Raw genomic sequence first — 17,826 nt, forward strand, 5'->3', positions numbered from 1 at the left:
GGAGCGATCAGTTGGCGCTCTGCTGATCGTCGGGTGTCTGGACGAGCTTGTCGGACATGGCGCTGGCGATGAACTTGGGGATGCCGGGGGCGAAGATCTGCAGGTAGAAATCCATCCAGTCGTGGCGCGAGTTGAGGAACGGGAAATCGGTGGGCGCCATGTAGCGGATGGCGAGCATGGGCAGCGGCGCGTCGAGGGCCGGGAACGACGGATTGTGCAGCCCCGGAACGGTGCAGCCCGGATAGAACTGCCCGAGCATCAGACCCTGCTGGACGAACTTCGTCTTCTGGTCGTGCTGAACGGATTCGATGTCGGTGTACTCGGTGAGGTCGGGGAACACCGCGAGGACGGCCTTGAGTCTGGAATCGGGTTCCTTCAGGGGCGGCAGGGAGGGGAAGAGGTCGTACAGGTCGGCGATGATCTCGCTGATCCGCGAGCGGTCGATCTCACGGCCGGTGATGAACGCCGCCCACAGGGAATTGATGGTGATGGCGTGGCTGGTGTAGGGGCAGACCGCGCCCGGACGGCCGAGGTCGGGGTGGGAGTGACACAGGTAGTCGACCATCCACCGGCGCAGTTCGCCCGCACGTGGATACACACCGTTCCCCGCTGCGATATCGGGGTCGAACAGGTTGACTGGTTCGACGCCGGAACGTGTTCCGACGAATCGGTCGGTGTTCATGATCGGCTTGTCCTTGCTGGTGTTTGTGACTCTGTGGGGACAGTGCGGGTGGACCGGAAGTGCTCGGTGAGCACGAAGCCGATGGCGCGCAGCGCCTCTCGTTCGGTCATCCGTTCGTGCCGGACGGGAATCCGATGCTCGATGATTCGCCCGGTGACGTGGTCGGCCCAGGCGTGTGCGGGCGAGGATCCGTCGCCGGGGTCGTCGTCGGCGCCGAAGTAGATCAGCTCGCCGTCGAACGATCCCGGCCGATGCTCCCAGGTGAGGTCGATCAGCCGGGTGTAGTCGTGTTGCAGGCGCACGACGTGCTCGGCGGTCACCGCGGTGAAGAGTCCGCCCTGCTGGTGCAGCAGCTCGGTCGCGGCGTCGACGGTCAGCTCGGTGGAGCCGTCCGGAACCGCGATGCCGCCGAACTCGGTGAGCATCGTCGCCACCGACGGTGTCGGAGCCCGCACGCTGTCGGCCGAGACGACGCGGGTGTCCATCATGGCCAGGGTGGCCACGGACTCGCCGGCGCGGCGGAGCTGGACGGCCATCGCGTGCGCGATGGTGCCGCCGAGCGAATAGCCGAGCAGATGATAGGGACCGTGCGGTTGGACGGCCCGGATCTCCCGCACGTAGCGGTCCGCCAGCTCGTCGAGGGTCTCGAACCGCACGGTGGGATCGGACAGCGCCGGGGATTGCAGCCCCAGGACGGGACGGTCGGGATCGACGTACTGCACCAATCCGCTGAAACCCCACGCCAATCCGATCGCCGGGTGGACGCAGAACAGTGGCGGTTCGATGCCGTCCGCGCGCAGGGGCAGCACGACCGCGAGCGCCTCGGCGAGATCCCCTTCGCCGGCCTCCGGTCCCTCGCGGCCGTCGCGGCGGTTCTCGATGCGGCGGGCCAGCGCTCGCGGTGTCGGATCGGTGAACAGCCACTGCAGTGGCGCGGTGACACCGGTCGACTCGGCGAGCAGCGCGACCAGTCGGGTCGCGGCCAGCGAGTTGCCGCCGAGCGCGAAGAAGCCGTCGTCGACGCCGACGCGTTCGGTGTCGAGGGTTTCGGCGAAGGCCGTGCAGACGGCGACCTCGATCGGGCTGGAGGGCGGGCGGTACGGGGCCCGGCGCAGGTCGGGGACCGGCAGGGCGTTGTAGTCGAGTTTGCCTGTGGCCGTGAGCGGTAACCGGTCGAGCGTGACGATGGTGGTCGGGATCATGTGGGTCGGCAGTCGGGTGGCGAGGTGCCTGGTCAGCACCGCGGCATCCGGCGTGGAATGCGGGGCGGGCACCACATAGCCGGTGAGCACGTCGCCGCCGCCCGGCCGGGCGTGGACCGCGATCGCCGCCCGGGAGACGTCGGGGTGACCGCGCAACGCGGTTTCGATGTCGCCCGGTTCGATGCGATGACCGTTGAGCTTGATCTGGAGATCGCTGCGGCCCAGGTACCGCAGCCGCCCGTCGCCGTTCCACATGACCAGATCACCGGTCCGATACATGCGCGTCCCCGGCGGCCCCCACGGGTCGGGCACGAATCGGGCTGCCGTGAGGGCGGGTTGCCCGTGGTAGCCGCGGGCGATGCCCGGTCCGGACAGATACAGTTCGCCCGCCACTCCGGGCGGAACCGGGCGCAGCCCGCGGTCCAGGACCACGGCCGAGAACCCCAGGCCCGGGCCGCCGATCAGCGGCGCCCTGTCCGTCATCGTGGTCACGGCGGTGTCGCCGCAACTGAAGATGGTGGTCTCGGTGGCCCCGTACGTGTTGATCAGCGTGCGGCCCGGGACCCATCGGTTCACCAGATCCGCCGGGCAGTTCTCGCCGCCGAGGATCAGGGTGCGCAGGGAGTCGAGTTCGCCGGCGGGCAGGGATTCGAGCACGGTCGGTGTGAATGCCGCATGCGTGGCCCGCGCGGCCGTGATCCGTTCGGCCAGTTCGGCGCCCGCGACCGCTCGCTCCGGCGCGACCACCAGGGTGGCTCCGGCGGCGACGGCGCAGACCCATTCGAGGATCGAGACGTCGAAGCTCGGCGAGGCCGCGGCCAGCATGCGAGACGAGGAGGTGAGGCCGAACCGCTCCCGTGCTTCGGTGGCCAGGTTCGAGAGCCCGGCATGGGTGACCATGACGCCCTTGGGGATTCCGGTGGAACCCGAGGTGTAGATCAGATAGGCGGGATGCTCGGGCCGGAGCGTGGCGGTGCGCTCGCCGTCGTCGATCGCGGTGGCGCGCGCGAAGGCCGCCTTCGTGGCGAATCCGGGACTGTCGAAGCTGAGCCACGGGGTGGTGTCCGGCAGTTGGTCCCGATAGGACTCGGCCGTCAGCCCGACGATCGGGCCGGCGTCGGCGAGGATGTCGCCGATCCGGTCCAGAGGCTGGTCGGGGTCGATCTGGACGAAGGCCGCACCGGTCTTGGCGACCGCCCAGATGGCGATCATGGCGTCGGGGGAGCGCGGGAAGCCCACGGCCACCAGCGTTTCCGGTCCGGCTCCGGCGTCGATCAGGATGCGCGCCCACCGGTTCGAGGTCTCGTCGAGTTCGCGGTAGGACAACACCTCGCCGTCGCAGATCACCGCGTCCGAGCGGGAGTCCGCCGCGGCCGCCAGCAGCTGCGGCAGCGTCGAGGTCGGCGCGCTGGGCCCGCCGCGCACGGGGGCCAAGTCGGCCAGCTCCTCCGGTGACAGCAGCGGGACGCGCAGGAGCGGGAGATCGATGTCGTCGGTGATGGCGTCGAGCACCCGCCGCACCCGGTCGGCGAGGGCGTCGATCTGCTGCCTGCTGAACGAATCGGGCAGGTATTCGAAGGTCAGCTGCAGTCGGGCGCCGAGATGGGCGATCAGGCCGAGCGGGTAGTGCGCGGCGTCGCGTCCGTGCACGTCGAGGACGTGCATCCCGGCGATGTCGGTGTCCTCGGACAGACCTGCCGTGTCGACCGGGTAGGACTCGAAGACGGTCACGGTGTCGAACATCGCGCCGGCCCCGGCCGCCTGCTGGATCCGGGCGAGGCCGAGGTGGTCGTGGTCGAGCAGCCCGGATTGTTCGGCCTGGATCCGCCGGAGCAGCTGGGCGAGGGTTTCGCCGTAGTCGAGCCGGACGCGGACCGGCACGGTGTTGACGAACAGGCCGACCATCGATTCGATGCCGGGGAGCTGCGGGGGGCGTCCGGAGACGGTGGCGCCGAAGACGACGTCCTCGCGCGCGGTCGCGCTGGCGAGCACGATCGCCCAGGCCGCGCGAACGATGGTGTTGAGGGTGGTCTCCTGCCGGTGGGCCACGGCGACCAGGGCCGCGGTGCGGTCTTCGCTCAGCCGCACCCGGACTTCGCGTGCGGCGTCGGTGCCCCGGTCGCTGTCCGCGCGGGCCAGCAGCGTCGGCTCGGTGACGCCCTCGAGCGCCCGGGTCCAAGCCGCTTCCGCCGCTTCCTGATCCCGGGTTTCCAGCCACGCCAGGTAGTCGCGGTAGGGGCGGGCCGGGGGCAGCGCGGCGGGGTCGCTGTCGGCGGCGTAGAGGATCAGCAGTTCCCGGATCAGCAGTGGGGTGGACCAGCCGTCGATCAGGATGTGATGCATGCTCAGCAGCAGCGTGTACCGCTGCGGCGAGGTGTCGACCAGGGTGAGTCGCAGCAGCGGCGCGGCGGTCATGTCGAAGTGCCGGTCGGCTTCCATGAGCTGCTCGAGCGCGGCCGCGGCGTCGGCGCGCTCGGTGAGGTCGATCCTGGTGAACGGTACGTCGACTCGGCGGTGGACCAGCTGCACCGGTTCGCCCGTGCCGTCGCGCGCGAACGAGGTGCGCAGGTTCGGGTGTCGTCCGATGAGGGTCTGCGAGGCGCGGCGCAGCCGGTCCGCGTCGACCTGTCCGCCGAGTTCCATCCGGAGTTGCACGATGTAGTCGTCGCGGGCGCCGTCGGCGAGCTGGGCGTGGAACAACAGACCCGCCTGCAGCGGCGTGAGCGACCAAATATCTTCCAGCTCAGGGTATTCGGCCTCGATTCGGTCGATCGCGGGCTGGTCGAGGTCGACGAGGTCGAGGTCGGAGGGCGTCAGCCCGCCCGCGCCGGGCCGGGACGCGTGCGTCGCGAGGGCGGTCACCGCGTCGCTCCACAGTTCCGCGAGGTCGGTGACGTCGTCGGCGGTGATCAGCCCGGCCGGGTAGTCCCAGGCGGCGGTCAGGGCGGGTCCGTCCGGAGTGTCCATGACGGCCGCGTTGATGCCCAGCACGGCCGCGGCCGACGCGTCGGGGGGCTGCGCACCGCCCGCGGCATCGGCGCCGGCGGGCATCCACCCGAACTCGAGCGCCGCCTCGGGAATCGTGTCGAACCGGCCGAGATAGTTGAAACTCACCTGGGGGTCGGGCAGTGCGCCCAAGACGCGGGCGCTCTCGGCGTTCAGGTAGCGCAGCAGCCCGTAGCCGGTCCCGTCGCCGGGGACCCGCCGGAGTTGTTCCTTCACCGACTTCATGACCGCCCCCGCGGTTGCTCCCGCGTCGAACGCGTCATCGATGTCGATGTCGGACAGGTCGATTCGCACCGGGTACGTGGTGGTGAACCACCCGACCGTGCGAGTGAGGTCGGCGCCGGGCAGCGTGGTGTCGTCGCGGCCGTGGCTCTCGAGGGTGAGCAGCGTTTCGGTGATGGTTTCGCCGCGGCTTCGACGCCACCGGGTCAGCGCCAGGGCGAGCGCGGCGATCAGGGCGTCGTCCACCTTGCCGTTGAACGCGTGGGGCAGGGCGGTGAGCACGGCCCGGGTCACCGTGGCGGGCAGCGTGACCTGGACGGTGGCCACGGTGGCCTGCTTGTCCACCGCCGGGTCGAGCGGGCGCGTCCCGATCGGTGGATCGGCGGCGGCGAGCGTGGCACGCCACCGGTCGAGTTCGTCGAGATTCGCGGCGGCGGTGTCGAGGGCGTGCGCCCAGCGGCGCATGGACGTACCGACGGGCGGGAGCTGCGGCGGCTGCCCGGCGGTCACTTGGCCCCCGGCGACCGCGAAGTCGGGCACGAGGATCCGCCAGGACACGCCGTCCACCACCAGGTGGTGGACGACGACCAGCAGCCGGCCGGGACCGGCGGCGCGGTCGAACCAGACCACTTGCAGCACAATGCCTTCGGCGGGGTCGAGACGCTCGGCGGCGGCTCGCGCCTCCACATCGGCGATCACGGCGAACGCGGCGCTGTCCGGCTCCGCCTCCACCGACACGTGCCGGATCAGGTCGGCGGCGGACACCCCGGTCGGCCGCACCTCCACCGCCCAGCCCGACGGATGCGCGGGATCGGGCGCCAGCCGGGCCCGCAGCATGTCGTGATGGTCGAGCACGGCCTGCACGGTCGCCTCGATGACGGTCCGGTCGACGCCGGTCGGCAGGGTGAGCATCACCCACTGGCAGAAGGACTCGAATCCGCCGCGCTCGAACATCCAGCACATGATGGGCGTCAACGGCATCGGCCCCACACCCCCGCCGGGCAGTTCCTTCGGAAGGGCGACGCTGTCGCGGACGGCGATCCGGGCCAGTCCGGCAACCGTCTTGCGCTCGAACACCTCTCGTACGGAGAGCGTCAGACCGGCCGCCTTGGCCCGGGTGACCAATTGGATCGACATGATGCTGTCGCCGCCGAGCGCGAAGAACGAATCGTCGAGCCCGATCGTGTCGATCCCCAGGACTTCCGCGAACAGCCCCGCGAGCGTCTTCTCCGTCTTGGTGACCGGCGCCCGGAATTCGACTCGGCCCGTGCTGAAGTCTGGTTCGGGCAGCGCGCGGCGGTCGATCTTGCCCGTCTCCGTCGTCGGCAGCGCGTCGAGCACCATCACGGTGGCGGGCACCAGGTGCGAGGCCAGGCGCTGCCCGGCGACCGTGAGGATTCCGACCGGGTCCAGTTCGGCGCCGGGTTCGGGCACGACGTACCCGATCAACCGATCACCGGCGGACCCGTGGTGCACCGCCGCCGCCGCGCGGGCCACTCCCGGACAGGCCAGCAGTCCCGATTCGACCTCGCCGAGTTCGATCCGGAAGCCGCGAATCTTGACCTGGAAGTCCGTCCGCCCGACGTAGTCCAGCGTCAGACCTCCCTCCGGCAGCCGCAGCCACCGCACCAGGTCCCCGGTCCGGTACATGCGCTGCCCGGGGCCCGCGAACGGATCGGCGACGAACCGGGACGCGGTCAGACTGGTCCGGTTGCGGTATCCGCGCGCCAATCCCGGTCCGGTGAGGTACAACTCGCCGACGACTCCGACCGGCACCGGACGCAGCCACGCGTCGAGCACGATCTCGCCGACGCCGCGGATCGGTCCGCCGATGGTCGCGGTCTCACCCGGCACCATCGGCGCGCCCGCGTCGGTCTGGATGGTGGCCTCCGCCGGACCGTAGGTGTTGAACAGCTTCCGGCCCGGCGCCCACCGCGACACCAGGCCGGGCGGGGGCGCTTCGCCGCCGATCACGACCGTCCCGAGGTGCCGCAGCCCGGCCGGGTCGACCGTGCCGAGAGCGGTGGGAGTCAGCGCGGCGTGGGTCACCGCGTGCTGCGAGATGAGCTGCGCCAGTTCGATTCCGCCGAGGACCGCCGGCGGCGCGATGACGAGGCGTCCGCCGGACGCGAAGGCCCAGAGGAGTTCCAGGATGGCCGCGTCGAAAATGGGCGACGCGGCGTGCAGCACCCGCGCGCCCGGCCCGATGTCGAACCGCGAGCACTGCTCGGCCGCCAGGTTCGCCAACCCCCGGTGCGAGACCACCACGCCCTTGGGCACTCCCGTCGAGCCGGACGTGTAGATCACGTACATCGGATGGTCGAGTCGAACCGGGCGGATACGCTCGGCATCGGTCACCGGCAGCGCGGGTGACCGCGCCACCTCCGCCGCGAAGTCCGGGTCGTCGAGGACCAGCCACCGCACCGAGCCGGGCAGCCGATCCTTCCACTCGGACAGCGTGATTCCGACCGCCACACCGGAGTCGGCGAGCATGTGCTCGACCCGTTCCCCGGGCGTGCGCGGATCCACCGGGACGAATGCCGCCCCCGACTTCGCCACCGCCCATACCGCGAGCACCGACTCGTAGCAGCGCGGCAGTCCGATCGCGACATTCGTCTCCGGTCCGGCGCCGAGACCGATCAGTGTGCGCGCCAAACGATTCGACTCCATATCGAGTTCGTCGTAGGTCCACTGCCGGTCCCCGCACTCCACCGCCACCGCACCCGGATCCCGGGCGTGCGTGGCCGCGAGCAGTTCCGGCAACACCCGCTCCGGTACCGCGGGATCACCCGAGACCGGTGCCAGCTCGCGGTATTCCCGTGGCGCGAGCAGATTCAGCCGGGCGAGCGGCACGTCCGGGTCGGCGGCCAGATCGCCCAGGACGTCCAGGATCCGATGCAGGGTCGCCGCGATCGTGTCCCGGTCGAAGAACTCGGGCAGGTACTTGATCACCAGGTGCAGTCGCTCGTCGACGCGCCCGACCACGCCCATCGGATAGTGGGCCGCGTCGGAACCGGTCATGTCGACCAGCCGCATGCCGGCGATATCGGTGTCCGCGGTCAGCCCGTAGCGGTCGATCGGGAAGGACTCGAACACCGTCATCGTGTCGAAGACCGCCCCCGGCCCGACCACTCGCTCGATCTCGGCCAGCCCGACGAATTGGTGATCGAGCAGCGCCGCCTGCTCGGCCTGGACACGGTCGAGCAATTGCCCGACCGTCTCACCGGCGTCGAGGCGAACACGCACCGGCACCGTGTTGACCAGCAGCCCGATCATCGATTCGACGCCCGCGAGCTGCGGCGGCCGCCCGGAGACCACGGCGCCGAACGTCACGTCCTTCCGAGATGTCAACGCGCCCAGCACGATCGCCCACGCCACCTGGATCATGGTGTTGAGGGTGATGCCGCGGGACCGCGCGCGGCCGATCAACGCGGCGGTCTCCGCCTCGCCGAGTTCGCCTGACAGCTCCCGTGATTCGGTGTAGCGGCGGCCGGGATCGGGTGCGGCCACCAGGGTCGGCTCGTCGGCGCCCTCGAACGCGCGCGCCCAGGCGTCGAGCGCGGCGGCCGGGTCCTGCCGGGCGACCCAGGTCAGGAAGTCCCGGTACGGACGCACCTCCGGCAGCACGGTGGTGTCGCCTTCGGTGGCGTAGAGGACCAGCAGCTCCTTCAGGAGCAGCGGCGTCGACCAGCCGTCGAGCAGCAGGTGATGGTTGGTCAGCACCAGCCGGTACCGCTCGGGTCCGATGGTGGCCAGCATCCAGCGCAGCAGCGGGGGACGGGCCGGGTCGAACCGGGTGGTGCGGTCGGTGGTCAGGAGCCGCGTCCACTCGCGCTCGCGGGCGTCGGCGTCCAGCCCGGACAGGTCCGGTTCCGACCAGGGCGCCTCGGTGGCGGCGTCGTCGACCACCTGCACCGGTTCCGGGTCGGTGACGAACGCGGCGCGCAGGTTCGCGTGCCGGTCGAGCAGCAGTCGCGTGGCCCGCCGCAGCCGCTCCGCGTCGACCCGGCCGTGCAGCTCGAGCACCAGTTGTGTGATGTAGGCGTCCACCGACTGCTCGGACACCAGCGCGTGGAACAGCAGACCCTGTTGGAGCGGCGCCAGGGGCCAGACGTCGCTCAATGCCGGATACCGGTGCTCGAGTCCCTCGATGTCGGATTGCCCGAGCTCGGCCGTCAGATCCGACGGCGTCCGTCCACCGCTCCCGGCGCGGCGGACATGCGTCGCCAGCGCGGTCAGTGCCGAACGCCAGTCCTCCGCGATCTCACGCACCGTGTCGGCGGTGAGCGCCCCTGCGGGGTGCGACCAGATCGCCTGCAGCCGGGGCTCTTTCGTGTCGTCGAGGACCGTGACTTCGATGTCGAGGGCCGCGGTCGCCGGCATGTCCGGGGGCCGGGTACCGGGGAACTCCGCCTCGGCTGTCCCGGTGGCGACGCGGCCGCGGTAGGTGAACGCGATCTGCGGCGGCACGGTCGCGAGGGTTGGTCCGGCGTCCTCGTCGAGATACCGCAGCAGGCCGTAGCCGATCCCCTGGTCGGGGATGGCGAGCAGTTGTTCCTTGACGGACTTGACCGCGGCCGCCAATGCGGGCCCGCCCGTGTGGGCCTCGTCGAGATCGATGCCCGACAGGTCCAGGCGCATCGGATAGCTCGTGGCGAACCAGCCGACCGTATGAGCCGGATCCGAGCCCGGCGCAACGTCTTTCGCGCGGCCGTCGCCTTCGAGACGGATCGTGACGTCCGCGGCGGCTGTCGTCCCGTGCTCGCGCCGCCATTTCGCGATCGTGACCGCCAGCGCGGTCAGCAGCCCGTCGTTCACACTGCCGTGGAAGGCCGCGGGCACGGTGGTCAGCAGGGTCTCGGTCACGTCGGGGTCCATGTCGATCCGGACGGAGCGGGTGGTCGCGGCCACGTCGATCGCCGGGTCGAGGGGCCGTGTTCCGAGCGGTGGATCTTCCCCGGCGGTCATCGCTCGCCAGAGTTCGAGCTCGGTGGCGCGTTCCGGTCGCCGGGCCGCCTCGACCAGCCCGTGTGTCCAGCCGCGCATGGACGTTCCGGTCGGGGCCGGATCGGGTGGTCCGCCGGAGTCGCTCGGCGTCCACGCGGCGGTGAGATCCGCCGCCAGCACCTGCCAGGAGACGGGATCGATCGCCGAACGATGAACCACCAGCAGCACGGTGCCCGGTTCGGCGGAGCTTGCCGGGTCGAACCAGACCGCCTGCGTGACGATCCCGGCTCCCGGATCGAGCCGGTCCGCGGCGGCCTCCAGCTCTGTCGCCGCCAGCGCACGGAGTTCGCCTCGCCCCAGCCTCGCTTCCGTCGGTACTCGCGCGATGAGGTCGTCTGCGCGAATCATTCCGGTGGGCAACACCTTCCAGGACCACTGCCCGTCGCTACCCTGGTTCAGTCGCGTACGCAGCATGCCGTGCCGATCGAGGACCGTCTGCACGGCGTCGGCCAGCCGCCGCCGGTCGATCCCCTCCGGCAGTGGCAATATCATCGCCTGGGCGAAGCGGGCGCACGCGGACCCCGTCCGTTCGAGTAGCTCTCGCATGATCGGTGTCAGCGGTAGCGGGCCCACGTCGGGTAGTTCGGCCGAGAGCTGTGTCACGGTGTCACTGTCACGGGTGGCGACCAGGGCGAGTCCGGCGACGGTCTTGCGCTCGAACACATCGCGTGGCGAGAACACCACGCCCGCGGTCCTGGCCCGGGTCACCAGCTGGATCGACATGATGCTGTCGCCGCCGAGGGCGAAGAAGGAATCGTCCGCGCCGACCCCGTCCGAGCCCAGGACGTCCGCGAAGCAGCGGGCGATGATCTGCTCGGTCGGTGTCGCGGGCGCTCGGAAAGGCTTGTCCGGAGCGAACACCGGCTTCGGCAACGCCTGCCGATCCAGCTTCCCCATCGGCGTCAACGGCACCCGATCCAGCACCATGATCGACGCCGGAACCATGTAGGACGGCAACCGGTCGCCCAGATACTCGGCCAGCACCGACGGATCGATCGAACATCCCGGTGCGGCAACGACGTACGACACCAGCGACTGCGCCCCCGACTCGGCCTGGCTGCCGACGGTCACCGCGTAACTCACCGCCGCGTGCGCCGCCAGCGCCGCGTCGATCTCGCCCAGTTCGATGCGCAGACCCCGGATCTTCACCTGGAAATCGGACCGACCCACGTGCTCGACCGTCCCCTCGGGCGTCCACCGAGCCATATCCCCGGTCCGGTACATCCGCTCGCCCGGCGCCCAGGGACATGCGACGAAACGTTCCGCCGTCGCGCCCGCCCTGCCGTGGTATCCGCGCGCCAGACCGGCACCCGCGAAATACAACTCGCCCGCCACGCCGACCGGAACGGGCTGCAGCCGCTGGTCCAGGATCCACCCCGACACACCACGAATCGGAGTACCGATGGTCACCACCTCGTCAGCCGTCAACGGGGTGCTCAGCGTCGCGACAATGGTCGTTTCGGTGGGCCCGTAGCTGTTCAGCATGGCGTGGTCGACACCCCAGCGCCGCACCACGTCGGTGCCGTAGTCCTCGCCACCGACCGCCAGGTGGGTCAAATCCGGTAGCGGCCAGCGGGTGTGGTCGATGGTCGAGAGCGTGGACGGCGTCACGAAGACATGGCTGACCCGTTCGCGGGCGATCAGGTCGGCGAGTTCGTCACCGCCGTAGACGTCGCCGGGCGCGATGACCATGGTGACGCCGCAACCCAGCGACAGCAGCAGTTCCAGGACCGAAACGTCGAAGCTCGGTGAGGCCATATGCAGTGTGCGCGAATCGGATTCGACACCCATGGCCTCCCGGTGCACGATGGCGCAGTCGTACAGTCCGCGATGCGTGACTTCGACGCCTTTGGGCAGTCCGGTCGATCCGGAGGTGTAGATGACGTAGGCGAGATCGTCGACCCGCAGTGGACGTGTCCGTTCGTGGTCGGTGATGGGTCGGCCATCGGCGGCGTCGGTGCGGTCGAGGTTGTCGGGTGTCAGCCAATCGATTCCGTCGGGCAGCCGGGTGCGCACGGACGGCACGGTCACCCCGAGGACCGCCCCCGACTCGGTCATCATGTGCATGATGCGGTCCCTGGGATGACCCGGATCGATCGGCAGGAACGCCGCACCCGATTTCGCGATCGCCAAGACGGTCAGTACCGAGTCCAGGGACCGCGGCATCCCGATCGCGACGATGTCCTCCGGGCCGACACCACGGCGAATGAGTGATCGTGCCAATCGATTCGAACGCTCATCCAGCTCGCGATAGCTCATCAGCTGTCCCGCGAACACGATCGCCGTGGCGTCGGGATCCCGTGCGGCCGCCGTGGTCAGCAGGTCCGGCAGCGTGATCGGCGCCGCCGCGACCGCACCGCTGTGGCTCAGCAGATCGACGCGCTCGGCGGGCTCGAGCACCTCGATCGCCCCGACCGGAATCGTCGGATCGGCGACCACCGACTCCAGAATCCGGATCCACCGGTGGATGAGGGAATCGACCGTCGCGGCATCGAACAGGTCGGTGGCATAGGTGACCGCCACCGTCATGCCGCCGCTGTCGTGGTCCGGCGAGAGGATGAATTGCAGGTCGAAACGGGACGCGGTGCCGGGCAGGTCGACCACCGACAGTTCGAGACCGGGGAGTTCCAGCGTCACCGGTTCCAGGTTCTGGAATGCCAGCAGCACCTGGAACAACGGATGCCGAGCCTGGGACCGCTGGGTGACCAGCTGGTCCACCACCTGCTCGAACGGGATATCGGCGTGGTCGAACGCATCCAGATCCACCCGCCGGACCCGGCCGAGCAGATCGGCGAACGACCGCCCCGGATCGACCTCGGTCCGCAATACCAAGGTATTGACGAACATGCCGACCATATCGTCGAGCGCCGCCACGCCGCGCCCCGCGATCGGGGTGCCGACCGGTACATCGGTGCCGCCGCTCATCCGTGCCAGCAACACCGCCAACGCACCGTGCACCACCATGAACAACGTGGAATCGTGCTGCCGAGCGCAATCCTCCAACCCCTGGACCAGGTCGGTGCTCAACGAATAGCCGACGGTAGCGCCACGATTCGACATGACCACCGGCCGCGGCCGATCGAACGGCAGCGGCAGTTCCTCGATCACTCCGTCCAGGGTCGCGGTCCAGTAGCGAAGTTGCCGGGCGCTCAGCGACTCCGGTTCGTCCGGCGAACCGAGCACGTCTCGTTGCCAAAGTGCGTAGTCCGAGTACTGGACGGACAGCGGTGTCCACGACGGTGTTTCACCGCGCAGCCGGGCGGCGAAGGCCGTCGCCACATCGCGCGCCAGCGGCGCCATCGAGAAGCCGTCCGCGGCGATGTGATGCACCACGACGGCCAGCAGGTATTCCGGTTCCTCGGCGTCGGCCACCCGGAACAGCCGGGCGCGCACCGGCGCCCGGGTGCTCACATCGAAGCCCTCGGTGACGAATTCGGTGACCGCCGGGATCAATTCGCCGAACGGCACCGTCGTCAGCTCGGGATCCGAGTCCAGGTGATCGACGGATTCGACCACCTGGATCAGGACGCCGTCATGGTCCGGGTACCGGGTGCGCAGCGACTCGTGTCGGGTCAGCACGTCGATCATGGCCTGTCGCAGGGCGTCGATGTTCAGTTCGCCACGCAGCCGCAGGACGATCGGCATGTTGTAGGCCCCGGAGGCGGTGTCGTACTGGTTGAAGAACCACATGCGTTGTTGCGCCGGGGCCAACGGCACCAGGTCGGGGCGCGGACCGGCGATCAGCGGTGGGCGGGGCCGCCGACCCGGCGCGGTCTCCTGCTCGATGCGGGTGGCCAGTTCGGCGGTCGTGGCCGCCTCGAACAGCAGCCGCACCGGAATCTCGGCGTCCAGCGCGGCGCCCAGGCGCGCCGCGACCCGGGTCGCGACCAGACTGTCCGCGCCGAGCGCGAAGAAGGAGTCGTCGACGCCGATGGTGTCGATGTGGAGCACATCGGCGAAGGTCTCGGCGATGAGACGTTCGATCGGTGTTCGCGGCGCCCGGTAGGGCTTGTTGTCGGCGAACACCGGTTCGGGCAACGCTTTTCGATCGAGCTTGCCCGTCGGCGTCAACGGGATCCGGTCCAGCACGACGATCGCGGCCGGAACCATATAGGGCGGCAGGTGATCGGCGAGATGGTCCGCCACGAGAGCGGTATCGATCGTATGGCCGGGCGCGGCGACGACATACGAGACGAGCTGCTGAGCTCCCGAATCGGCGTGATGGCCGATCGTGGTGGCATAACCGACGCTCGGGTGACCCGCGAGCACGGTGTCGATCTCGCCGAGCTCGATACGCAGACCACGGATCTTGACCTGGAAATCCGATCGCCCCAGGTGCTGGACCGCACCGTCGGCCGACCAGCGGACCACATCCCCGGTCCGATACATGCGCTCGCCCGGCAACCACGGACATGCCACGAACCGCTCCGCCGTCAACCCTGCCCGGTGGTGATATCCCCGAGCCAGGAGACCACCGGCGACATACAACTCACCCGCCACACCGACCGGCACGGGCTGCAATCGCTGGTCGAGTATCCAGGCGGAGACGCCGCGGATCGGCCGGCCGATCGTGACGAGCTCACCCGCCGCCAAAGCGGCCAGCGTGACCGCGATCGTGGTCTCGGTGGGCCCGTATTCGTTGAACAGCAGACGGGTTCCGCTCCACCGTTCGACCAACTCGGTGCCGTAGTCCTCGCCACCGACGACCAGATGCCCCAGATCCGGTAACGCCCAACGGGTGTGGTCGATGGTCGAGAGCGTCGAAGGCGTCATACACGCGTGGCTGACGTGTTGGCGATCCAGGAGTTCGGCGAGCTCGTCGCCACCGAAGCTGTCGCCGGGTGCGACGACCAGCGTCGCGCCCGCACACAGCGCCAACAGCAGTTCCAGTACCGAGACGTCGAAGCTCGGTGAGGCCAGATGCAGTGTGCGGGAAGATGGTTCGATGCTCAGGGCATCCCGGTGTTCGACGGCGCAGGAGTGCAGTCCGCGATGGGTGACGGCGACGCCCTTGGGCAGCCCGGTCGATCCGGAGGTGTAGATGACGTACGCGACATCGTCGGCCCGCAGCGGGCGCACCCGATCACCGTCGGTAATCGGCCGATCGTCGCCATCGTCGAGGTACTCCGTTGTCAGCCAGTCGATGTCATTGGGTGAACGGGCGCGGGCGACTGCCATGGTCAGGCCGACCGCCGCCCTCGAGTCGGTCAGCATGTGGGCGACGCGTTCGACCGGATGGCCCGGATCGATCGGCAGGAAGGCGGCCCCCGTCTTGGCCACCGCCCACACTGCCAGCACCGATTCGGCGGAACGCGGCATGGCGATCGCGACGATGTCCTCTGGACCGATGCCCCGCTCGATCAGCTTCCGCGCCCACCGATTCGAGCGTTCGTCCATCTCCCGGTAGCTCGCTTCCCGCCCCCCGGCGACGATCGCCGTCGCCTCCGGATCCACCGCGACCGCGGCGGCCAGCAGTTCGGGCAGGGTGATCGGCGCGGCCGCGGGTGCGCCGCGGCGGGTCAGCAGATCGGCGCGTTCGGCGGATTCGAGCACGTCGATCGCCCCGACCGGAATCGTCGGATCGGCGACCACCGACTCCAGAATCCGGATCCACCGACGGACAAGGGAATCGATCGTCGTGGCATCGAACACGTCTGTAGCGAAGGTGACCGCGCCGGCCGTGTCGCCGTCACCGTCGGGCGTAGACAGGTTGAATTGCAGGTCGAAGTCGAACATTTCGCTGACCAGGCCAACTGCCAGCAACACTTGGCACAGGGGATGTCGCGACAGCTGCTCCGCCACTTGTCCGAACGGAATATCGGCATGGTCGAAAGCGCTCGCATCCACCTGCCGCACCCGGCCGAGTAATTCGGCGAACGATTCCCGTGGATCGATTTCGGTCCGCAACACCACGGTATCGCCGATCGCATCGTCGACCGGTGTGCCGACCGAAATATCGGTGCCGCCGCTCATTCGCGCCAGCAACACCGACAACGCACCGTGCACCACCGTGAAGAACGAAGAATCATGCTGCCGTGCACAATTCTCCAATCCCCGCACCAATTCCGTGCCCAGGGAGAAGTCAGCGATCGCATGCTGATTCGACATCACCGCCGGGCGTGGCCGGTCGAATGGCAATGGAAGCTCTTCGGGCAGATCGGCGAGCGTCTCACGCCAGAACGCCAGATTCTCACGGCGGCGGCGGATCCCGGCGCCCTCGGCGGCGCTGCGGGGGTGGACCTGCCCGAGCTCGGCGTCCGATGCGGCGGCGAACTCGTCGAGGAACTCCGCGAATCCGGTGCCGTGTGCCGACAGTTCGTGGTCGGTGTAGAGGTTGGGATTGGCCAGGAACTGGAGGATCGTGCGCGGCGGATCCCCGGTCCGATACACATCGAGCAGCAGATCGTCGACCGGGCCGGAGCTGAGGATATGGAACTGTCCGGTCACCGAACCGAATTGCAGCTTGTGGTCGAAGAGCATGACGTTCACGACCGGGCCCGCGAAGCGCCGCTGGGCGCCAGGGATCCCCAGGGCGGCGCGAATGTCGGTGAGGCCGCACCGCTGGTGCCGCAACACGCCCACCAGATCGGACTGCACCCGCAGCGCCAGCGTCGCGACGGTGTCGGCCGGCTCCAGGGCGATCGGCAGCGGCGCCACATTGACGAAAACCCCTGCGGATCGCCGCAGCACGGCGGTCGTTCGACCCGATACCGGAATGTTGACCAGGACCTCGTCGCGGCCGGTCTTCCGGGCCAGGTAACAGCCGAACGCGGCGATCACCAGCGCGGCCGAGCTCGTTCCCACCGCATTCGCCGCACGGTCGATCCGCTCCATCGTCGTCGCCGGTAGGTCGGTGATCGAGACGGCGCTGTCCGCGCACGCGGGTGCCTGTCCGGCGGCCAGACTGGACTCCTCGCCGACGCCCGCGAGCCGGGTCGTCCAATAGGCCTGGTCGTCGGCGAATCGCTTCGACTCCCGGTAGCTGCGATCGGCCTCGTACAAGGCGCGGATGTCCGCGGGCTGATTGGGTTCGGCCGGTTCGCCCCGCACCGCCGCGGTGTACAGCGCCGCGATCCGGTTCACGTTCATCATCGCGCCGTAGCCGTCGAGCGCGACGTGATGACACCGGCTGTACAGCAGATAGCGCTGCTCTCCCACCTGCACGATCGCCGTCGCGACCAACATGTCCCGGGTCATGTCCAAGGGCGCCGTGTACTCCCGGCGCATCCACTCCAAGCCCGCCGCGATCGGATCCGGTGCGTCCCGGACATCGATCAGCGTTGTCTCGTAGCCGAGTGTCGGGTCGTACACCAGATACGGCGCACCGTCGGTCTCGACCAGTCTCAGATACCCCGATTGGAACTCGTGACCCGCTCGAATCGCTGCCGTGCGCAGCGTTTCGATGTCGAGGTCGCCGTCGAACTCGATAAATTGTGCCTCGGATATCGGCACATCGGGACTCAATTTCTGGGCCAGCCACAATCCCTGCTGACCGGTGGACAGCGGTATCGGCTGTGGTCGCGGTGCAGTCATGGTTTCCCTCGAGCTTCGACCGCGCATTATTCGCGCATTACTTACTGCAAAACCCCGACCGCCGACAGTATATGCCCAGCGGTCATAGCTGTATACGAACCAGCTCCGCGGTTGGTTCTGGCTGGAAGGGCGTCGATTTGGTCGATGGCAACGATTCGGCGACATTTGGTCTTC

Annotated in this window: 2 protein-coding genes; both read right to left on the reverse strand. The window is 69.2% G+C overall.

Going from position 1 to position 17,826, the window contains the following annotated elements:
- Positions 1-7: 7 nt before the first annotated feature.
- Positions 8-682, reverse strand: a complete 675-nt coding sequence (locus tag ACQP06_RS06630) for a DUF6875 domain-containing protein (RefSeq protein WP_433671222.1) — start codon at positions 680-682, stop codon at positions 8-10.
- Positions 679-17,652 (reverse strand): amino acid adenylation domain-containing protein, encoded by a 16,974-nt coding sequence (locus ACQP06_RS06635; protein ID WP_433671224.1) that lies wholly within the window; start codon positions 17,650-17,652, stop codon positions 679-681. The genes ACQP06_RS06630 and ACQP06_RS06635 overlap by 4 nt, the downstream gene beginning before the upstream one ends.
- Positions 17,653-17,826 lie beyond the last annotated feature (174 nt).

This window comes from Nocardia sp. CA-136227, from assembly GCF_050955695.1.
Lineage (GTDB): Bacteria > Actinomycetota > Actinomycetes > Mycobacteriales > Mycobacteriaceae > Nocardia.